This window comes from Stenotrophomonas sp., from assembly GCF_032056425.1.
Lineage (GTDB): Bacteria > Pseudomonadota > Gammaproteobacteria > Xanthomonadales > Xanthomonadaceae > Stenotrophomonas.
Window position 1 is genome coordinate 220541 of the sequence record NZ_DAMBCN010000004.1, and the last position, 19154, is coordinate 239694.

The following is a 19154-nucleotide window of genomic DNA, read 5'->3' on the forward strand; positions in this document are numbered from 1 at the left end:
GAGGGCCATGATCAAGACGACCGCACTCATCACCCTGGCCACCGCGCTGCTGCTGCCTTCGGCCTGGGCGCAGACCGCAGCGCCCGCGACGGCACCGGAAGTGCCGCAGACCCTGTGCGGTGCAGAAGGCTGCCGCCGCGGCAACGACCTGCTGCTGCAGGTACACGGCGATCCGACCCCGCAGACGGTGCCGACGCCCGCCGACGCGCGGGCGGCCGCACCGGGTGGGCAGTTCGTGACCGAGCTGCCTGACGGCGCGGTGGTATGGGCCACCGAAGATCCGTCGCTGTCGGCGCCGGTGCTGAACGTGCAGACCGGTTCCATGGCGCCGTTCGAGAACGGGCGCCTGACCAAGCCGCTGCGCTTCCATGGCTACAACAACTACGCCTCGTTCATCGAACGCATCGAGATCACGCTGTATCGCGGTTCCGATACCGATCTGGTCACGCCGCTGGCGCGCATTCCCATGCCGGTGGACTACGTGGGCAACACCGAATGGGATGGGCAGCTGCCGGCCGGGCTGAACCTGCGCGAGGGCGACGAACTGCAGTACATCGCCCGCGCCTACGGCCACGATGGCGCGTTCGACGAAACCAGCGCGCAGCGCTTCCAGCTGGTGCTGCCCACCGACTACGAGCGGGGCACGCAGCAGGTGCGCGACAACGTGCAGAAGACCCTGGGCAAGGTGCTGAACGGCGAGGAGGCGCGCGACCAGCAGCTGACCAATGACATCTATGGACAGAACGCGCTGCGCCAGCAGAACATCGCCATCTACGGCTCGCGCGTGCGCATCTACGGCCGTGGCCTGGCACCCAACGCGCGCGTGCTGATCAACGGGCAGAGCTTCCCGGTCGACCTGGAGCAGAAGTTCGCCGCCGAATTCCTGGAGCCGATCGGCCAGCACAGCTACCAGGTGGAAGTGGAAGCGCAGGACGCGCCGCCCCTGCAGCGCACGCTGGATGTGGAGGTGACCGGCAGCTACCGCTTCCTGGTGGCGCTGGCCGATGTGACCCTGTCGAAGAACACCGCCAGTGGCAACCTGGACCCGCTGGTGGCCGACCAGGACCGCGATGACAGCTTCCTCAGCGAAGGCCGCCTGGCGTTCTACCTGAAGAGCAAGCTGCGCGGAAAGTATCTGGTGACCGCGCAGGCCGACACCTACGACCGCGAATTGAAGCGTCTGTTCAGTGGCTTTCTGGACGCCGATGCACGCGATGTGTTCCGCCGCCTGGACCCGGACCAGTACTACCCGGTGTACGGCGATGATTCGACCACGTACCGCGATGTGGACACCCAGGGCAAGCTGTACGTGCGCGTGGACTGGGACCAGAACCAGGCGCTCTGGGGCAACTTCGCCACCGGGTTCACCGGTACCGAGTATGGCCAGTACGTGCGCTCGCTGTATGGCGCGGCACTGAGCTGGCGGTCGCGGGCAACGACCCCGCTGGGCGATCCGCGTTCGTACCTGAAGGCGTTCGGCTCGGAGGCGCAGTCGGCGCTGGGCCACAGCGAATTCCTGGGCACCGGCGGCAGCCTGTACTACCTGCGCCACACCGATCTTCTGCCGGGCTCGGAACAGGTGGTGCTGGAAGTGCGCGACCGCACCACCGGCCGTACCGAAGTGCGCAGCACTCTGCAGCGCGGCGTGGATTACGAAGTGAACGAGATCCAGGGCCGCATCCTGCTGACCCGCGCGCTTTCACAGATCACCCGCGAGAACGTGCGCACACTCACCCGTGACACGCCGCTGGACGGCTACGACCAGGTGCTGCTGGTCGATTACGAGTACGTGCCTGTGGGCTTCAGCACCAACGATGTCAGTGCGGGCCTGCGGGGCAAGCAATGGTTCGGCGACCACGTCGCGGTGGGCGGCACCTACGTGGACGAAAACCGCAGCGGCGACGACTACAGCCTGATGGGCGCCGACCTGACCCTGCAGGCCGGGCGCGGTACCTACCTGAAGCTGGAACAGACCCGCAGCGAAGCCACTGCCGCGCCGATCTTCTACTCCGACAACGGCGGCCTGAGCTTCATCCAGCGCAACCCGGTGAATGCCGCGCGCAAGGGCGATGCGCGCGCGGTGGAAGCACGCGCCAACCTGCGCGAGCTGGGATGGACCACGCAGGACTGGAGCTTCGGCGCCTGGTGGCGCGACGTGGATGCCGGCTTCTCGGTATCGCGCATGGATACCGGGGTGGCGCTGGAGGAGTACGGTGCCGAGTTCCTCGGCTACTTCACCGACAACCTGAGCCTGTATGGCCGACAGAGCCGCGCCGAACGTGGCGACGTGGCGCTGGAACAATCGCAGCTGACGTTGGACTGGCGGCTGGGCAACAACGGCCAGCTGGGTGCGGAGCTGCGCCGGGTGCGCGAAGAGAATGCAGGCGTGGACGTGGATGGCACGCTGGCTGCGTTGAGCTACCGGCAGCGCTTCGGCGCCAGATGGGAGCTGTACGGTACCGGCCAGTTGACCGTGGATGATGACGGCGGCGCCTACGAGGACAACAACCTGCTGACGCTCGGCACGCGCTACCTGTTCGGTGATCGTTCCAGCGTGGGTGCCGAAGTGAGCAGCGGCAGCCGCGGCGACGGTGCCAAGCTGGAAGCCGAGTACTGGATGACGCCCGAGCACAGCTTCTACGGCAACTACAGCTACAGCACCGACCGCACCACCACCGACCCGCTGTACGACACGGGCCTGCAGTCGGGCTGGACACTGGGCCAGCGCTGGCGCCTGAGCAACCAGGTGAACGTGTTCAACGAGAGCCAGTACCTGAAGGACCGGCGCGAGGACACGGCGGGCCTGGTCAACACCTTCGGCATGGATTTCTATCCGGCGCAGGGTTGGAACCTGGGCTTCAGCGTGATGGATGGCAAGCTGGACGCCACCACCGGCCGCGTCGACCGCCGCGCGTACAGCGTCAGTGGTGGCCGCACCGACGCGAACACGCAGTGGACCAGCAAGCTGGAGTACCGCCGCGACCAGGGCGCCGAACAGCGCGAGCAGTGGGTGACCACCAACCGCCTGCTGTACAAGATCAACGAGGACTGGCGCATCGCCCTGCGCGCCAACTACGCCGATACCCAGGACAAGATCAACGCACTGGCCGATGCCAAGCTGGTGGAATCCAACCTGGGCTTCGCCTGGCGCCCGCACGACAACACGCGCTGGGCCGCGTTCGGCAAGTACACCTATCTGTACGACGTGGCGTCGCTGGGCCAGGAAGGCGGCAACGTGTACGACCAGAAGTCGCAGATCATCTCGCTGGAAGGCGTGCGGCAGATCGGCGAACGCTGGGAAGTGGCGGCCAAGCTGGCCGCGCGCTGGGGTGACTACCGCACCGGCCGCGGCGAAGGCCCCTGGCTGGACAGCCGGGTTAACTTCTCTGCGCTGCAGCTGCGCTACCGGTTGTGGTCGCAGTGGGAAGGCCTGGCCGAGTACCGCTGGCTGGATGTGCGCGAGGGCGGCGACAAGAAGGGCTGGCTGCTGGGCGTGGACCGCCAGGTCGGGCAGAACTTCAAGATCGGTGCCGGCTATAACTTCACCGAGTTCAGCGACGACCTGACCGAGCTGCGGTATGAGAGCAAGGGCTTCTTCCTGAACCTGTCCGGCTATTACTGAGCGCTCTGGCCGCGGCTTGGGTTGCCGGGCATGGCCCGGCACTACCGGACTGGGGCCGCCTGGGCCTGAATGACCGGCAACATTGCCGGGCTGAATGGGGTGCCGTGGTGGGATTTTGCGGCCCAAAACCACAACTCATCCACTGATAATCGCGTAAGTTATTGTTTTGTATTGATTTGATGGGTTCTGGCACGCGCTCGCCATTGTCATCAATTCGCGATAGGGTAGAGATGTTGAACGGCCCATTGTTTCGCCTGCGGAACACTGGAACTTCCTACCGCTTTAGCAGTCCAAAACCCGGACTGCTAAGATGAGCCCTATGAGCCAGAACACCTCTACTGCCCTTGTGGCAAACAATCTCCCGATTCCCAGTGCGCTCGGTTCGCTGGACGCCTACATCGGTGCCGTGCACCAGATTCCGGTGCTGTCGGTCGATGACGAACAGGACCTGGCCCGTCGTTTCCGCGACGGTGACGATCTGGACGCTGCGCGCGAGCTGGTGCATTCGCACCTGCGCTTCGTGGTGCACGTGGCCCGCGGTTACAACGGCTACGGCCTTGCGCTGGGCGACCTGATCCAGGAAGGCAACATCGGCCTGATGAAGGCGGTCAAGCGCTTCGACCCGGACATGGGTGTGCGCCTGGTGTCCTTCGCCGTGCATTGGATCCGTGCCGAAATGCACGAGTTCATCCTGAAGAACTGGCGCATCGTGAAGGTCGCCACCACCAAGGCGCAGCGCAAGCTGTTCTTCAACCTGCGCAAGTCGAAGACGCGCCTGGGCTGGATGAACGCGGCCGAAGTGAGCGCGGTGGCCAAGGACCTGAACGTGTCCGAGCGCGAAGTGATGGAAATGGAATCGCGCCTGTCCGGTCGTGATATCGGTTTCGATGCGCCCAGCGATGAGGACAACGAACACGCCCCGCCGTCGCCGGCCGCGTTCCTGGTCGCCAACGACGAAGATCCGTCGATGGCCTATGAACGTGCCGACAGCGAAGACAACCAGCTGCAGCTGCTGCGCGAAGGCTTGGCCGAGCTGGATGCCCGTTCGCGCGACATCATCCGCCGCCGCTGGCTGGACGCCGACAGCAAGGTGACGCTGCAGGAACTGGCCGATGAGTACGGCGTTTCCGCCGAGCGCATCCGCCAGGTCGAGGCGAACGCGCTGAAGAAGATGAAGGCGCTGTTCAACGCGTAACGCGGTGCAGCGTTGCAAACAGGAAAGGCCCGGCAATGCCGGGCCTTTTCGTTGGCGGGGCTCATCCACGCATGGCGTGGATCTACTGCGATCAATGCCGGTAGAGCCACGCCACCCGTGGCTGCACCCCGCACATCACCCCTCGCGTGCGATCGCGCGCCAGCCGATGTCGGTGCGGTGGAACGCGTTGGCCCAGTGCACCTTGGCTACGCCGGCATAGGCATTGGCCTGTGCCTCGCGCACGCTGTCGCCCAGTGCGGCCACGCACAGCACGCGGCCACCGGCGCTGAGCACCTGGCCCTGTGCGTCCAGCGCGGTACCGGCATGGAACACCTTGGCGCTGGCTGGCACATCGGCCAGGCCGGAAATCACATCACCGGTGATCGGCGATTCCGGGTACGGCTTTGCGGCCAGCACCACGCCCAGCGACGGGCGCGGGTCCCACTGCGCCTCCACCTGGTCCAGGCGACCGTCGATGGCCGCTTCCACCAGGTCGACCAGGTCGGACTGCAGGCGCAGCATCACCGGCTGGGTTTCCGGATCGCCGAAGCGCACGTTGAATTCGATCACCTTCGGCGCGCCGCTGGCATCGATCATCAGCCCGGCATACAGGAAACCGGTGAACGGAATGCCGTCGGCGATCATGCCCTGCACGGTCGGGTTCACCACCTCGCGCATCACCCGCGCATGCACCTCGGCGGTGACCACCGGGGCCGGCGAATAGGCGCCCATGCCGCCGGTGTTCGGGCCGGTATCGCCGTCGCCCACGCGCTTGTGGTCCTGCGAGGTGGCCATCGGCAGCGCATGCACGCCATCGACCATGGAAATGAAGCTGGCTTCTTCGCCGTCCAGGAATTCCTCGATCACCACGCGCGCACCGGCGTCGCCGAAGGCATTGCCTGACAGCATGTCGCGCACCGCGTCCTCGGCCTCGGCCAGGGTCATCGCGACGATCACGCCCTTGCCGGCGGCCAGGCCGTCGGCTTTGACAACGATCGGGGCACCCTTGTCGCGGATGTAGGCCAGCGCCGCGTCCACCTCGGTGTGCACGGCGTAGAACGCGGTGGGAATGTTGTGGCGGGCCAGGAAGTCCTTGGCGTAGGCCTTGCTGCCTTCCAGCTGCGCGGCGGCGGCGGTCGGCCCGAAGATGCGTAGGCCGGCGGCGCGGAAGCGGTCGACCACGCCGGCCACCAGCGGCACTTCCGGGCCCACCACGGTCAGCGCCACGCCTTCGGCCTGGGCCAGCGCCAGCAGACCGTCGATGTCAGTCACCTTCACCGCCACGTTGCGGCACTTGTCCTCGGTGGCGGTGCCGGCATTGCCGGGTGCCACGAGCACTTCACTGACCTGGGGGGATTGGGCCAGCTTCCATGCCAGGGCGTGTTCGCGGCCGCCAGAGCCGATGACAAGTACGTTCATCACGAGATTCCAGATTGCGTGGGAAGGGAAGGACGTTGTCCCCGGCGGCGCGTGTGCCTCACTCGCAGCCCTCGCGCAGCAGCGCCTTCGGGAAGGAATAGGTCCAGGTCTTCGGGTCCAGGGTGAAGCGGTGCTGCCGGCGCACGGCGGCACCGCCGCAGGTGCTGCCGGTTTCCTCCACCTGCAGCGGCCAGACGCGCGCGGTGCGGTCGCTGTCGTCGAAGCGCTGGGTGAAGTCGATGTTGAACACCTGGCTGCGGCAGTCCTCGGCCGACTCGGCGTCGTCGCAGTCGTAGGCCGCGCCATTGTCGATATGGCTGCGCATGCTGCCGGTATCGACCAGGCCCTTCGGGCCGGGCAGGATCAGCGACTGCGAGATCAGCGAATAGCCCTGGCCGAACCAGCCGTCTTCCACGCGGAAGCCGTAGAAATCACTGCCGGCGCGCACGATCTGCACGGTGCCCGGCTGCCCGCTGCTGCCATAGGTGCCACCGGTCAGTTCGGCGGCGACGTCGAAGCCGTCGGCCTTCGGGCGCAGTACGTAGAAGTCGATGGTGCCCGGTTCCGGGTGGCCGGCTTCGACCAGCGCGCCGCAGACGGCCAGCAGCTGCTGCCAGCTGTCGCCGGTCACCACCGGCTGTTCAGCGCAGACCTGCCAGCTGACCGGGCGGGTCTGCCCGTCCTGGGTCCAGCTGCCGCGCCAGTCACCCGACAGGGCGGCGCCCTTGCCGTAACGCTGGGCCAGGAAGGCCTGCAGGCGGGCGGTGCGGCTGAGCTGGGCCGCCGGTTCAGTGGCCGCAGCCGCAGCGTCCGGCGCCGCAGGGGCGGTGGCCGGTGCGGGGTCGGCGGCCGGCGTGCAGCCGGCCAGCAGGGCGGTGCCGGTGACGGCCAGCACAGCAAAGGTTTTGAAAGAGACTGCAGACATCCGTGTCGCTCCTTGTATCAGTGACGGAAATGGCGAACGCCGGTGAACACCATGGCCAGGCCATGTTCGTCGGCGGCGGCGATGACTTCAGCATCACGCATGGAACCGCCCGGCTGGATCACCGCCTTGATGCCGGCGGCGGCGGCGGCATCGATGCCGTCGCGGAACGGGAAGAACGCGTCGGACGCCATCACCGAGCCTTCCACCACCAGGTCCGCGTCGGCGGCCTTGATGCCGGCGATGCGCGCGGAATAGACGCGGCTCATCTGGCCGGCGCCCACGCCAATCGTGCGGTTGTCCTTGGCGTAGACGATCGCGTTGGACTTCACGAACTTGGCCACCTTCCAGGCGAACAGCAGGTCGGTGAACTGCTTGTCGGTCGGTGCCAGTTTGCTGACCACCTTCAGTTCGTCGCGGGTCATGCCGCGGTTGTCCGAGGACTGCAGCAGCAGGCCCGAGCCCACGCGCTTGCTGTCGAAGTTGTTCAGGCCATCACCGTGCGGAATGCGCAGCACGCGCACGTTGGCCTTCTTCTGCGCGTATTCCAGCGCGGCCGGTTCGTAGTCCGGAGCGATCAGCACTTCAACGAACTGGCGGTCGAGGATGACCTTCGCAGTGGCCGCATCGAGCGGCTTGTTGAAGGCGATGATGCCGCCGAAGGCGCTGGTCGGGTCGGTGGCGTAGGCCAGCTCGTAGGCATCGCCGTTGCCGGCACCGACGGCCACGCCGCACGGGTTGGCGTGCTTGACGATCACGCAGGCCGGCGCGTCGAACTGGCGCACGCATTCCCATGCGGCATCGGCGTCGGCCAGGTTGTTGTAGCTCAGCTCCTTGCCCTGCAGCTGCTGGAAGGTGGCCAGGGTGCCCGGCACCGGGTACAGGTCGCGGTAGAACGCGCCGCTCTGGTGCGGGTTTTCGCCGTAGCGCAGGTCCATCACCTTCACGAAGGTGGAATTCATCTGCGCGGGGTATTCGGCACGCACCGGCACGGCGGCGTCGGTGGCAGTGACCGCCGACAGGTAGTTGCTGATGGCCGTGTCGTACTGGGCGACGCGGTTGAACGCGGCCACCGAGAACGCGAAGCGGGTGGCGGCCGACAGCTGGCCGTCGTGGGCGTCCAGCGAGGCCAGCAGTTCGGCGTACTGCGACGGGTCGGTGGCCACCGCCACGCGGGCGAAGTTCTTGGCCGCCGAGCGCAGCATGGCCGGGCCACCGATGTCGATGTTCTCCACCGCATCGGCCAGGGTGCAGTCGGCCTTGGCGGTGACCGATTCGAACGGATACAGGTTCAGCACCAGCAGGTCGATGGCGCCGATGCCGTGCTCGGCCATCACCGCGTCATCCAGGCCCGAACGGCCGAGCAGGCCGCCGTGCACCATCGGATGCAGGGTCTTGACCCGGCCGTCCATCATTTCCGGGAAGCCGGTGACGTCGGCCACGTCCTTTACGGCCAGGCCCATGTCGCGAATGGCCTTGGCGGTACCGCCCGTGGACAGCAGCTCGACGCCGCGGGCAGCCAGCGCGGTGGCCAGCTCGGCCAGGCCGGTCTTGTCGGAAACGGAAAGGAGGGCCCGACGGACGGGCAACAGATCAGCAGTCATGGGGACAGGGCAATCGGCAGCGGAGCGGGGCCGATATTGTAGTTCGTGGGGGCCGGTGGCGGGCGCTACTTGGGGCAGATTCGCTGCGTCCAAGGCCGGTTTGACCGTATTGGGCACGGCCCCCGGTCTTGCCAGCCACCACTGGGCACGGCACGGTGCCGCCTGTTCCCCGTGTGCAGGATGCCGTCCCATGACCATTGCCAGCCGCCTGCAGACCGCCCTCGATGCCGAAGGGGCGCTGCTGTTCCTGGCCCGCTATGTGCGCCATGCGCGCTGTGGCCAAGCCGCGGCCTGGTGCGTCCAGACCGATGTGCCGACGCTGCAGGCCGAAGCCGCGGAGCGCTGGGGCGAGCAGGCCGAGATCCTGTCCTGGGACGTGCAGCGCCGCGAACGCCGGCGCTGGCGGCGGCTGGAGTTCAAGGTCTACCTGGACGACGACAAGCGCTGGTATGGCGACGCCATCGCGCTGCATCGGCGCTCGCCTGGGTTGGCCGAGCTGCTGCGGGTGATGCACACACAGCACTGGCTGGAGCCTTTCGAGCTGTATCTGTACGCCGACGGCCTGGATGAGGGGGCGATCGTGCTGCCCACCGGCGGCATCATCCACTTCCAGCGCTCGCGCGGTGGTACATACCGGCTGCTGTCGTTGCAGGCGGGATTCGCCGATGCAGGGGCACGCGCGCGGGCCGTGCACGCGGTGCGCAATGCCCTGCTGCGCAGCCATGACGTTGCCTGGTTGCGCCGTCATATCGATCCTGGGCTGCCATGGCAGGACTGGCTGGGCCAGCCGGAACCAGCCGGTATCCGTATTTGATGGGGTAGGCTATGCCGGAACTGCCAGGGATCAGCGGGTTCAGATCGTGTCGATCTATGCTTTGAAGGGACGTTTCCAGGACCTCTTGCGTCCGGCCGTGCGCGGGCTCTACCGCCTCGGCATCACCGCCAACACGGTGACCGTAGCCGCCGCCGTGGTCTCGCTGCTGGTGGCCGCCGCCGTAGGGTGCTGTGCGCCCGCGCAGCCGCTGCTGTACCTGCTGCTGCCGCTGTGGATGCTGCTGCGCATGGCCCTCAACGCCGTGGACGGCATGCTGGCCCGCGAGTTCGGCCAGCAGTCGCGGCTGGGCGCCTATCTGAACGAATTGTGCGATGTGATTGCCGACGCCGCGCTGTACCTGAGCCTGCTCAGCGTGCCGGGCGTGAGCCCGGTGGCGCTGTGGCTGCTGGCCTGGGCGGCGGCGCTGAGCGAATACGGCGGCGTACTGGGCCTGATGGTCGGCGCCAGCCGGCGCTACGATGGCCCCATGGGCAAGAGCGATCGCGCCTTCGTGATCGGCGTACTGGGCCTGCTGCTGGCCTTCGGCTGGGTGGGGGCGGTCACGGTGGGCTGGGTGGCCGGTGTGGCTGCGCTGCTGTGCGCAGTGACGCTGTTCAACCGGGTGCGCCGGGGGCTGCAGGAATCGGCGGTTTCACCGCGATAAACACCACGACAATACGGAGATTGCATGCGTCAGGCGCAGGAACGGGAATTCCACAGCTTCGACCAGGTACCGCTGTTCTACCGGTACTGGGCAAGCACCACGACGACCACGCCGGCCGAGGCCATCGTGCTGCTGCATCGCGGCCACGAACATTCCGGGCGGGTTACCCACCTGGTCGATGAGCTGGACCTGCCCGATACCGCGTTCTTCGCCTGGGATGCGCGCGGCAACGGCCGTTCGCCGGGCGCGCGCGGCGATGCGCCGGGCTTCCCGGCGCTGGTTCGCGATCTGGACAGCTTCATCGCCCATATCGGTTCCGAGCACGGCATCGCGGTGGAAGACATCGTGGTGATCGCGCAGAGCGTGGGTGCCGTGGTCGCCGCCACCTGGGTGCACGATTACGCGCCGCGCCTGCGCGCGCTGGTCATGGCATCGCCGGCGTTCAAGGTGAAGCTGTACGTGCCGTTCGCGCGGGCGGGGCTGGCGCTGATGCAGAAGCTGCGCGGCAACTTCTTCGTCAACAGCTACGTCAAGCCGCAGTGGCTGACCCACGATCCGGCGCGGGTGGAAAGCTACCGCACCGATCCACTGATCACCCGGCCGATCTCGGTGCGCGTGCTGCTGGGCCTGTACGAGGCGGCCGACCGCATCGTGGCCGATGCGCAGGCGATCAGCGTGCCGGTGCAGTTGCTGGTCTCCGGCTCGGATTTCGTCGTGCACCGCGGCCCGCAGGACCGCTTCTACGAGCGCCTGTCCAGCCCGATCAAGGAACGCGTGCACCTGCCAGGCTTCTTCCATGACACCCTGGGCGAGCGTGACCGCGCGCCGGCGCTGGCGCGCATCCGCAGCTTCATCCAGGCGCGCTTCGCCGAGCCGCTGCGTGAACTGTCGCGGCGCGATGCGCACCGCCATGGGCCAACCTTCGAAGAATCGGAAATCCTGGCCTGGCCGCCGGAGCGCAACAGCCTGGCCGACCTGCGCTGGCGCGTGGTGCGGGGCGGCCTGCGCGTCGGCGGCACGCTTTCCGAAGGCATCGCGCTGGGCCTGCAGACCGGCTTCGATTCGGGCAGCACGCTGGACTACATCTACCGCGACCAGGCACGCGGCAAGGGCCCGCTGGGCCGCATGGTCGACCGCAACTATCTGGACGCGATCGGCTGGCGCGGCATCCGCGTGCGCGGCCAGCACCTGCAGGAACTGCTGCGCGACGCCGCCCAGCGCCTGCGCGGGCAGGGCACGCCGGTACGCGTGCTGGACGTGGCCGCGGGCCACGGTCGCTACGTGCTGGAAGCGCTGGGCCAGGGTGAACAGCGCGCCGAACGCATCGTGCTGCGTGATTTCAGCGATCTGAACGTGACCCAGGGCCAGGCCTTGATCGAGCGTCTCGGCGCGTCCGACATCGCCCGCTTCGAACAGGGTGATGCGTTCGATCCGGTGCAGCTGGCGCAGGTCGACCCGGCGCCGACGCTGGCGGTGGTGTCCGGCCTGTACGAACTGTTCCCCGACAACGATGCGGTGCTGCGTTCGCTGCAGGGCATCGCCGCGACCGTGCCGGTGGGCGGCTACCTGGCCTACACCGGCCAGCCCTGGCATCCGCAGCTGGAATTCATCGCCCGCGCGCTGACCAGCCACCGCGGTGGTGCGGCGTGGGTGATGCGCCGTCGTACCCAGCAGGAAATGGATGAGCTGGTGCGCCTGGCCGGTTTCGAGAAGGTGGCGCAGCGCATCGACGAGTTCGGCATCTTCACCGTTTCGCTGGCGCGCCGGGTCGGCTGATGGCCACCGTTGCTGCCATGCCCACCACCGCAGCGGCGCGTCCCTGGCGGCGCGCCCTGCTGTGGCTGGTCCTGCTGGGGCCGTTCTTCTTCGCCAGCTATGGGTTCGCCAACTGGATGGCCGGCCGCCAGCCGGACGTGCCGGTATTGGTTTTTGCCTGGGAAGCCCACATTCCATTCGTGGCCTGGACCATCGTGCCGTACTGGTCGATCGACCTGTTCTACGCCATTTCGTTGTTCCTGTGCCGGCAGCGGCTGGAGCTGGACCGGCACGCGCTGCGTCTGTTCAGTGCGCAGCTGATCGCGGTGAGCTGTTTCCTGCTGTGGCCGTTGCGCTTCAGCTTCCAGCGCCCCGAAATCGACGGGGTGTTCGGCTGGCTGTTCGATGTGCTGCTGGGCTTCGACAAGCCGTTCAACCAGGCGCCGTCGCTGCACATCGTGCTGCTGATCGTGCTGTGGGTGAAGTTCGCCCAGTATCTGCACGGCGCGTGGCGCTGGGTGTTGCACGTCTGGGCGCTGCTGATCGGTGTGTCCGTGCTGACTACCTTCCAGCACCACTTTATCGATGTACCCACCGGGTTGCTGGTGGGCTGGCTGTGTGTGTGGCTGTGGCCCGACCAGGGTGAGCCGCTGTTGCGCGCATGGCGCACGGCGCGCGACCCGAAACGTTGGCGCCTGGCGGCAATGTATCTGCTGGGCGCGGTGCTGTTGTTGCTGCCGGCGCTGCTATGGCGGGGCGCGGCGTTGTGGCTGCTGTGGCCGGTGCTGTCGCTGCTGCTGGTGGCGCTGGCCTATGCCGGATTGGGCACGGCGGTGTTCCAGAAGCGCGCCGATGGCCGGCTGACCATGGCCGTGCGCTGGCTGCTGGCGCCTTGCCTGGCCGCAGCGTGGATCAATTCGCGGCTGTGGACCCGGCGCGCACCGCAGCCGGTGCAGGTGGCCGATGGCGTGTGGCTGGGTCGTCTGCCCAGTGCACCGTTGCCGCTGCCGCTGCAGGGCGTGGTCGATACCTGCGCGGAGCTGTCCTGTCGTGCTCCCGGTGCGCTGTATGCCGGGGTGCCAATGCTCGATCTGGTGGTGCCCACGGCGGCGCAGCTGCGCGCCGCGGCCGCCGCGATCGAGCGCCTGCACGCGCAGGGCCCGCTGCTGGTGTGCTGCGCGCTGGGTTATTCGCGCAGTGCCGCCAGCGTGGCGACGTGGCTGCTGTGCAGTGGCCGCGCTGGCAGTGCCGCGCAGGCGGTGGCGCAGGTGCGCCAGGCACGGCCGTCCATCGTGCTGCACGACGTTCACCTGTTGGCGATCGCGGCCGCTGCCGCACAGGAGACAGCGGTATGAGCCAGGCCCCGGACCTGCCGATGATGCACCTGCTGCTGCGCCAGGGCCGTTGGCCCGCCGCGCTGTCGCTGGGCCTGCTGCTGGTGGGGTTGCTGCTGCTGGGCATCGAGCCGGGGTTGGCGATGGTGGCCGCCGGCCTGGTGCTGCTGAGCGTGGCGCTGGGCATGGTGCAGGCGTACTTCGCCGTGCGCGTGCAGTTGGATGCCGACCTGCTGCAGTTGCTGCTGCGCGAAGGCCTGAGCGACGAGGCCGCCGCGCAGCGGGTCGATCAGGCGCTGCACGTGGCCGGGCTGCGCCGCCAGCCCGCCGGTGCGCCGCTGCGCGGCTGGAACGCGCGCTGGCCCGGCATGCGCGGCCTGCTGCTGCGGCAGTACCTGTTCACTGCGCTGCAGTGCGTGGCGCTGCTGCTGGCCGTGCTGTGGCCGCAGACGTAAGGGGAAAGCGATGTTCGCCAGACTGATCGCCCGCGCCTGCAGTGGCGCCATCCATGTGCTGACCGGCGCGCGTGCGCTGTGGATCGGCTGCGCGCCGTCCAGCGACCACCGTGTGTACTACGGCAACCACGCCAGCCACGGTGACTTCGTGCTGATCTGGTCGTCGATGCCGCCCGCCCTGCGCCGACAGGTGCGACCGGTGGCCGCGGCCGAGTACTGGCAGCGCGATGGCCTGCGCCGTTATCTGATCGATGCGGTGTTCAATGGCGTGCTGGTGGAACGCGAGGCGGCGCGGCGCCAGCAGGACCCGCTGCAGGTGCTGCGCGACGCGGTGGATGAAGGCTGCTCGCTGATCCTGTTCCCGGAAGGTACGCGCAACACCGGCGAGGAGCCGCTGCTGCCGTTCAAGAGTGGTATCTATCATCTGGCGCGGCAGCGCCCGGAACTGGAGTTCGTACCGGTGTGGATCGACAACCTGAAGCGGGTGATGCCCAAGGGCCGCTTCCTGCCACTGCCGCTGCTGTGCACGGCCACCTTCGGTACGCCGCTGCGCCTGCAGGCCGAGGAAGACAAGGCGGCCTTCCTGGCGCGCAGCCGGCAGGCGCTGCTTGACCTGGCACCGAACGGGGGCCGGCCATGAGTTTCATGATCGATGTGTCCGGCGATCTGGCCACGCAGAGCGTGGGCCAGCAGACCGGTCTGCTGTTTGCTGGCATCGGCGCGGTGCTGGTGCTCGCTACGGTGGTGGCCGAGACCCTGCGCTGGCGCCAGCGCGGGCGCCCCAACGCGGTCATCGCCAACCTGGTCTCACGCATCCGTGCGTGGTGGGTGATGGCGATCGTGGTGGGCGGCGCGTTGCTGTTCGGCCGCGCCGGGGTGATCGTGCTGTTCGCCATCATTTCGCTGTTCGCGCTGCGTGAGTTCATCACCCTGGCGCCGACCCGGTCGGGCGATTACTACGCATTGCTGGCGGCGTTCTACATCGTGCTGCCCTGGCAGTACTACCTGGTCTGGATCGACTGGTACGGCATGTACACGCTGCTGATTCCGGTCTACGCATTCCTGTTGCTGCCCATCCTGTCGACCATCGGCGGCGACACCACCCACTACCTCGAGCGCACGGCCAAGGTGCAGTGGGGGCTGATGATCTGCGTGTTCTGTATTTCGCACGTGCCGCTGCTGTTGAACCTGCAGGTGCCGGGCCATGACCCGGCGCGCAATGTGCTGCTGTTCGCCTTCCTGGTGATCGTGGTGCAGTCGTCCGATGTGCTGCAGTACATCTGGGGCAAGCTGCTGGGCCGGCGTCTGATCGCGCCGAAGCTGTCGCCGTCGAAAACGGTGGAGGGCTTCGTGGGCGGGGTACTGAGTGCCAGCGCACTGGGGGCGGCACTGTGGTGGATCACCCCGTTCACGCCGCTGCAGGCGTTCGGGCTGTCGCTGCTGATCAACCTGATGGGGTTCTGGGGCGGCCTGGTGATGTCGGCCATCAAGCGTGACCGCGGCATCAAGGACTGGGGGCACATGATCGAGGGCCACGGTGGCATGCTCGACCGGTTGGATTCGGTGTGCTTCGCCGCGCCGGTGTTCTTCCATGTGGTGCGGTACTACTGGAAGGCGGGCGGGGGCGGTTGATCCTGCGGGGCCTTCATCCACGCATGGCGTGGATCTACTGGAAGGTGATGGCCTGGTATCGGTAGCGCCGGGCCATGCCCGGCGGCGGTGCGCTTACGCGCTGATGCCGTATTCCTTCAGCTTCTTGCGCAGGGTGGCGCGGTGGATGCCCAGCATCGCTGCGGCGCGGCTCTGGTTGCCTTCGCAGTGGTTGAGCACTTCCACGAACAGCGGAATCTCCATCTCGCGCAGCACGATCTCGTACACGTCGTCCGCGTCGCAGCCATCAAGGTCGCGCAGATAGCGGCGCACGGACTGGGCTACGTGTTCGCGCAGCGGTGGCCGGGCAGCGCCACGACTGGTGTCAGGACGAGTGAGGACAGCGTTCAAGGGGGTTCCCGATCTGAAGGCCGGTGCGCGTGGTGCGCAGGCGGACGTGTGATTGGCTGTCAGTCTAGCGCGAGCGTGCCCGAGCTGCCACGGCCTGACGCCTCGACCTTGGTCAGAGGAACTCGAAGGTGAATGCGACCGTGGAGGACGCGGGCTCCTGCACGCGGAACGCGATACGCGCGCTCTGTCCGGGTTCCAGGGTGGCGGCCGGGGTTTCGCCCAGATACTGCGCCGGGGTGAACACGCCGCTGCCGATCAGGCGGCCATCGGCATCGGACAGCGACAGGCGCAGGTCCGGCCAGGCCTGCGCCCAGCGTGCATCGTTGCGGATGCTGGCCTGTACCTGCAGTACGCCGGCCTGTCCTGGCAGGGGCCGGATCTCGCGGCTGGTCATGGTCAATGCGGTGGGCTCGCGCCAGGCCGGCAGGCTGCAGCGCAGGACGCCGCACAGGGCGCTTATCCAGGGGCGCTGGCCGGCATCGGCCGCCAGGCGTGCGCGGTCGGCCAGCACACTCTGCAGCACCAGCAGCAGGGCCAGCCCCGCGACCAGCGCCCAGTGCCAGCGCGGTGAGGGGCGTGTGCGCGGGCGCATGCCCAGGAAGCTGGGGGCCTCGTTGGCCACGGCCGCATCCATCGTGTCGCTTTCGGCACGGTCGGCGTCGGCATCGGTGCGTGCGACGGGCTCCTCGTGCTTCGCGAGCGGGGGCGCGGTGCCCTGATCGTTGTCTACTGCCTCGCCTTCCTGCAGCAGCGGCGGGGCGGCGTGACCGGTGCCGTCGACAGGTGCGGCGTCGTCTCCCGGCGCAGTGCGCAGGAAGGTGGCCAGCGGGCGGCGCGGCGGGTTCGGCTCGGACATCGTCAGGGCACCGGCTCGGATCCAGCGCTCATTCAACCACGATCAGGCGCGGCGTACGCCGGTGATGCGCATCCAATCGCCATCCTGAGTGGCCTGCAGTTCGTCGAACCAGGCGGCATAGCGCTGCAGCAGTTCCCCTTCCTGCCCATGCAGGATGCCCGACAGGGCGATGCGTCCACCGGCGGCCACGCGTGCGGCCAGCAGTTCGGCCAATGCGTCCAGTGCCGAGGCCAGGATGTTGGCGACCACGATCGGGTAGGTTGCAACCGGCTCATCCTGCGGCAGGTAGACGTGCATGCGCGCCTGTTCGCCGTTGCGCTCGGCGTTGTCGGCGGTGGCCACCAGCGCCTGCGGATCGTTGTCCACGCCGATCGCTTCGGCCGCACCCAGCTTCAGTGCCGCCAGCGCCAGGATGCCGGAACCGCAGCCGAAGTCGAGCACGCGCTGGCCCTGCAGCTGGCCCGATACCGCCAACTGGTCCAGCCAGCGCAGGCACAGCGCGGTGGTCGGGTGGGTGCCCGAGCCGAAGGCCAGGCCCGGATCCAGCCGCACCACCGCCGCATCGGCGGCCTGCGCAGCGTCGGGCAGGTCGTGGTTCCACGGCACGATCCAGGTGCGGCTGCCGAAGTCCATCGGCTGGAACTGGTCCAGCCAGGCGCGCTCCCAGTCCTCGTCCTCGACGGCGCGGAAGCTGCCGCCGCTCCAGTCCAGTTCGGGATCGAACGCTTCCAGCGCGGCCAGCAGCAACAGCGCATTGCTGTCGGCCGGGAACAGGGCGCTCAGCACCAGGGTGTCCCACAGCGGGGTCTCGCCCACGCCTGGTTCCAGGATGGCCTGCTCGTTGCTGGTATCGGCCTCGGCATCGAGCAGGGTGACCGCCAGCGCGCCCACGTCCTCCAGCGCATTTTCATAGCGGGGCTGGGTGGCTTCGGTGCAGCGCAGGGTCAGTTCCAGGAACGGCATGGCGGTGGGGGCAATCGCGGGAAAGGGGGCCATGCTAGACCATCCGGCCGTCTCCGTATGCCCTGAGATGGGTCGAGGCGGTTCAGACAGCGCTTCGGGGCCTTGCTAAACTGCCGGCTTCGCTGTGTCCTGCGTCCACTTCTGTCGCCCATGGCCTTGGCTCCCACCCTCAAAACCTGGTTGCTCGTGCTGCCGGCGGTGGCAATGCTTGGCGTGGCCGGTTACCGGGCCAGTGGTCATGGTCACGGCACGCAGGATGGCGTGGCGGCGCCGATGGCGGTCTCGGCGCCGTCGGTAGGCGAGGCATTGGCGCCGGTGATGCCGGAAGCCCTGACGCGACGTCTTTCGGGCATCGAGCGCAGCACCGCGCTGCCGTCGGGGCTGCCGCTGGATATCCGCGCCGATATCGAAGGCGACACCGATCTGTTCGCCTATGCGCAGCGTTTGCGCGTGCAGGCCGACAACGGCAACCACGAAGCGCGCTGGATGCTGAGCCGCGTCTATGACTACTGCGCCCAGTATGCAGTCGACCCAGGCGGCTACCGGCTGGACAACAACGTGCTGGCCGGCCTGGGCCTGAGCGCGGCACCGGCCATGGTGCAGGCGCGCGAACGTGTGGCCCAGCGCTGCGGCGGCTTCGTGCCGGGCGACCGGCTGGGCCCCACGCTGGTGATCGGCGAACGCCGCCGTGCGGCGCAGGAGGGCAACCTGGCCGCTGAAGCGTCGCTGCTTGCCGAAGGCGAGCCATTGCATGAAAGCGAGCAGTACCGCCGTGACCTGGTACAGCGCGTGCAGGATTCGCGCGATCCGGAAGCGTACATGGCGCTGGCCCCGGCCATGGGCATGCGCGCGGCCGGTGACAAGGCGATGACCGGCCTGATTGCCGGCGAACAGTTGAGCGAGCTGGCCTGGCGGGTTGCCGCCTGCGAACTGGGGCTGCCGTGCGGCGCCGACAGTGTGCTGGTGAACAGTTATTGCGCGAATGGAGGGATCTGTTCGCAGAGTGGAACGCAGGATTTCCGGGATTTCGTGTATGACGCCGCGGTTTCGCGGCAAGGTGCGGGGAAGATGAAAGAGTGGATCAAGCGATTGATTGGTACGGGAGCAGGGCGATGAACTACCGTCGTTTACTACATGGCGCCAAGTTCTGGTTCTGGGTGGTGCTGTTCGTGGCGTACTCGGCCGGTGCGGTCGGGTTGTTGATGATCGATACCTACGAAGATCGCTACCGGCACCTGTCGAAGGTGGAGTTGACGACGGTGAAGGCGCAGGAAGAAGTGCGCCGCGCCGGTGCCAGCCAGGTCGCTGCGGTGTACCGCGCGCAGAGCGGTGTGCCGTTTGCTTCGCTGCCGGCCGGCAGCACCTTCCAGGTGGTGTGGCCCGATGGTTCCACCGAAACGATGGTGATCGTCGATCCGACCTCGCCCAATGGCGTGCGCCCGCTGGCCAATTCGCAGATTCCCGCCGAAGTGGCCGACAAGCGCTGACGCGCGCTGGGTGGCGCCGGGCCCTGCCCGGCGACGTCGTCGATCGTTCGTCGTACCCAACAG

General features: G+C 67.7%; 17 protein-coding genes. 11 read left to right on the forward strand and 6 right to left on the reverse strand.

Annotated elements, in window-relative coordinates; all coding sequences use genetic code 11:
- The first annotated feature begins 7 nt into the window (after window positions 1-7).
- The gene (locus RTY46_RS05215) at window positions 8-3622 is read left to right on the forward strand and encodes a hypothetical protein (RefSeq protein ID WP_312707012.1); all 3615 of its coding nucleotides are present in this window, start codon (window positions 8-10) and stop codon (window positions 3620-3622) included.
- A 319-nt stretch (window positions 3623-3941) separates the two neighbouring features.
- Complete coding sequence (gene rpoH / locus RTY46_RS05220; protein ID WP_108751041.1) at window positions 3942-4817, forward strand: RNA polymerase sigma factor RpoH; 876 nt, start codon at window positions 3942-3944, stop codon at window positions 4815-4817.
- A gap of 135 nt (window positions 4818-4952) precedes the next feature.
- On the opposite strand, the gene purD is transcribed toward rpoH, so the two are convergent.
- Genes purD through purH form a run of 3 tightly spaced genes read right to left on the reverse strand, consistent with a single transcriptional unit; the run spans window position 4953 to window position 8762 of the window.
- A complete protein-coding gene (gene purD / locus RTY46_RS05225; RefSeq protein WP_312707013.1) occupies window positions 4953-6236 on the reverse strand; it encodes a phosphoribosylamine--glycine ligase in 1284 nt (427 codons plus the stop codon).
- A 58-nt stretch (window positions 6237-6294) separates the two neighbouring features.
- Window positions 6295-7161 carry a hypothetical protein gene (locus RTY46_RS05230; RefSeq protein WP_312707014.1) on the reverse strand — a complete coding sequence of 289 codons (867 nt, stop codon included), beginning with the start codon at window positions 7159-7161 and terminating at the stop codon, window positions 6295-6297.
- Between the two features lie 17 nt (window positions 7162-7178).
- The gene (gene purH, locus RTY46_RS05235) at window positions 7179-8762 is read right to left on the reverse strand and encodes a bifunctional phosphoribosylaminoimidazolecarboxamide formyltransferase/IMP cyclohydrolase (protein WP_312707015.1); all 1584 of its coding nucleotides are present in this window, start codon (window positions 8760-8762) and stop codon (window positions 7179-7181) included.
- 190 nt (window positions 8763-8952) lie between these two features.
- On the opposite strand from purH, the gene RTY46_RS05240 reads away from it, so the two are divergent.
- From RTY46_RS05240 to RTY46_RS05270, 7 genes are read left to right on the forward strand one after another with little or no spacing between them, the layout of a single operon-like run.
- Window positions 8953-9576, forward strand: coding sequence for a hypothetical protein (locus tag RTY46_RS05240; RefSeq protein WP_312707016.1), 624 nt, complete (start codon window positions 8953-8955; stop codon window positions 9574-9576).
- 46 nt (window positions 9577-9622) lie between these two features.
- Entirely contained in the window at window positions 9623-10240 is a 618-nt protein-coding gene (locus RTY46_RS05245) for a CDP-alcohol phosphatidyltransferase family protein (protein ID WP_312707017.1), read from the forward strand.
- Between the two features lie 24 nt (window positions 10241-10264).
- Complete coding sequence (locus tag RTY46_RS05250) at window positions 10265-12016, forward strand: bifunctional alpha/beta hydrolase/class I SAM-dependent methyltransferase (RefSeq protein WP_312707019.1); 1752 nt, start codon at window positions 10265-10267, stop codon at window positions 12014-12016.
- Window positions 12016-13350 carry a phosphatase PAP2/dual specificity phosphatase family protein gene (locus RTY46_RS05255; RefSeq protein WP_312707021.1) on the forward strand — a complete coding sequence of 445 codons (1335 nt, stop codon included), beginning with the start codon at window positions 12016-12018 and terminating at the stop codon, window positions 13348-13350. Before RTY46_RS05250 ends, RTY46_RS05255 begins: the two co-directional genes overlap by 1 nt.
- The gene (locus tag RTY46_RS05260; protein WP_312707022.1) at window positions 13347-13784 is read left to right on the forward strand and encodes a hypothetical protein; all 438 of its coding nucleotides are present in this window, start codon (window positions 13347-13349) and stop codon (window positions 13782-13784) included. The genes RTY46_RS05255 and RTY46_RS05260 overlap by 4 nt, the downstream gene beginning before the upstream one ends.
- Before the next feature lie 10 nt (window positions 13785-13794).
- Window positions 13795-14424 carry a lysophospholipid acyltransferase family protein gene (locus tag RTY46_RS05265; RefSeq protein WP_312707023.1) on the forward strand — a complete coding sequence of 210 codons (630 nt, stop codon included), beginning with the start codon at window positions 13795-13797 and terminating at the stop codon, window positions 14422-14424.
- Window positions 14421-15416 (forward strand): phosphatidate cytidylyltransferase, encoded by a 996-nt coding sequence (locus tag RTY46_RS05270; protein ID WP_312707024.1) that lies wholly within the window; start codon window positions 14421-14423, stop codon window positions 15414-15416. The genes RTY46_RS05265 and RTY46_RS05270 overlap by 4 nt, the downstream gene beginning before the upstream one ends.
- Before the next feature lie 93 nt (window positions 15417-15509).
- Here the strand turns inward: RTY46_RS05270 and fis are convergent, their stop codons facing one another.
- The 3 genes from fis to prmA form a co-directional block, all read right to left on the reverse strand.
- Window positions 15510-15785 (reverse strand): DNA-binding transcriptional regulator Fis, encoded by a 276-nt coding sequence (gene fis, locus RTY46_RS05275; RefSeq protein ID WP_108751030.1) that lies wholly within the window; start codon window positions 15783-15785, stop codon window positions 15510-15512.
- A 112-nt stretch (window positions 15786-15897) separates the two neighbouring features.
- Complete coding sequence (locus RTY46_RS05280) at window positions 15898-16641, reverse strand: DUF3426 domain-containing protein (protein WP_312707026.1); 744 nt, start codon at window positions 16639-16641, stop codon at window positions 15898-15900.
- 42 nt (window positions 16642-16683) lie between these two features.
- Window positions 16684-17604 carry a 50S ribosomal protein L11 methyltransferase gene (gene prmA / locus RTY46_RS05285; RefSeq protein WP_312707050.1) on the reverse strand — a complete coding sequence of 307 codons (921 nt, stop codon included), beginning with the start codon at window positions 17602-17604 and terminating at the stop codon, window positions 16684-16686.
- 150 nt (window positions 17605-17754) lie between these two features.
- Between prmA and RTY46_RS05290 the strand changes: the two genes are divergently transcribed.
- Both RTY46_RS05290 and RTY46_RS05295 read left to right on the forward strand, forming a co-directional pair.
- Complete coding sequence (locus RTY46_RS05290) at window positions 17755-18720, forward strand: hypothetical protein (protein ID WP_312707027.1); 966 nt, start codon at window positions 17755-17757, stop codon at window positions 18718-18720.
- Window positions 18717-19091 (forward strand): hypothetical protein, encoded by a 375-nt coding sequence (locus tag RTY46_RS05295; RefSeq protein ID WP_312707028.1) that lies wholly within the window; start codon window positions 18717-18719, stop codon window positions 19089-19091. Before RTY46_RS05290 ends, RTY46_RS05295 begins: the two co-directional genes overlap by 4 nt.
- Window positions 19092-19154: the final 63 nt, after the last annotated feature.

What these genes read in the sequence shown, in the direction of transcription:
- prmA (WP_312707050.1), bottom strand. Translation starts at nt 17,604, where the DNA reads ATGCCGTTCCTGGAACTGACCCTGCGCTGCACCGAAGCCACCCAGCCC.
- RTY46_RS05265 (WP_312707023.1), top strand. Translation starts at nt 13,795, where the DNA reads ATGTTCGCCAGACTGATCGCCCGCGCCTGCAGTGGCGCCATCCATGTG.
- RTY46_RS05280 (WP_312707026.1), bottom strand. Translation starts at nt 16,641, where the DNA reads ATGTCCGAGCCGAACCCGCCGCGCCGCCCGCTGGCCACCTTCCTGCGC.
- RTY46_RS05240 (WP_312707016.1), top strand. Translation starts at nt 8,953, where the DNA reads ATGACCATTGCCAGCCGCCTGCAGACCGCCCTCGATGCCGAAGGGGCG.
- RTY46_RS05270 (WP_312707024.1), top strand. Translation starts at nt 14,421, where the DNA reads ATGAGTTTCATGATCGATGTGTCCGGCGATCTGGCCACGCAGAGCGTG.
- RTY46_RS05290 (WP_312707027.1), top strand. Translation starts at nt 17,755, where the DNA reads ATGGCCTTGGCTCCCACCCTCAAAACCTGGTTGCTCGTGCTGCCGGCG.
- RTY46_RS05215 (WP_312707012.1), top strand. Translation starts at nt 8, where the DNA reads ATGATCAAGACGACCGCACTCATCACCCTGGCCACCGCGCTGCTGCTG.
- rpoH (WP_108751041.1), top strand. Translation starts at nt 3,942, where the DNA reads ATGAGCCAGAACACCTCTACTGCCCTTGTGGCAAACAATCTCCCGATT.
- purD (WP_312707013.1), bottom strand. Translation starts at nt 6,236, where the DNA reads ATGAACGTACTTGTCATCGGCTCTGGCGGCCGCGAACACGCCCTGGCA.
- RTY46_RS05250 (WP_312707019.1), top strand. Translation starts at nt 10,265, where the DNA reads ATGCGTCAGGCGCAGGAACGGGAATTCCACAGCTTCGACCAGGTACCG.
- RTY46_RS05260 (WP_312707022.1), top strand. Translation starts at nt 13,347, where the DNA reads ATGAGCCAGGCCCCGGACCTGCCGATGATGCACCTGCTGCTGCGCCAG.
- purH (WP_312707015.1), bottom strand. Translation starts at nt 8,762, where the DNA reads ATGACTGCTGATCTGTTGCCCGTCCGTCGGGCCCTCCTTTCCGTTTCC.
- RTY46_RS05295 (WP_312707028.1), top strand. Translation starts at nt 18,717, where the DNA reads ATGAACTACCGTCGTTTACTACATGGCGCCAAGTTCTGGTTCTGGGTG.
- RTY46_RS05255 (WP_312707021.1), top strand. Translation starts at nt 12,016, where the DNA reads ATGGCCACCGTTGCTGCCATGCCCACCACCGCAGCGGCGCGTCCCTGG.
- RTY46_RS05230 (WP_312707014.1), bottom strand. Translation starts at nt 7,161, where the DNA reads ATGTCTGCAGTCTCTTTCAAAACCTTTGCTGTGCTGGCCGTCACCGGC.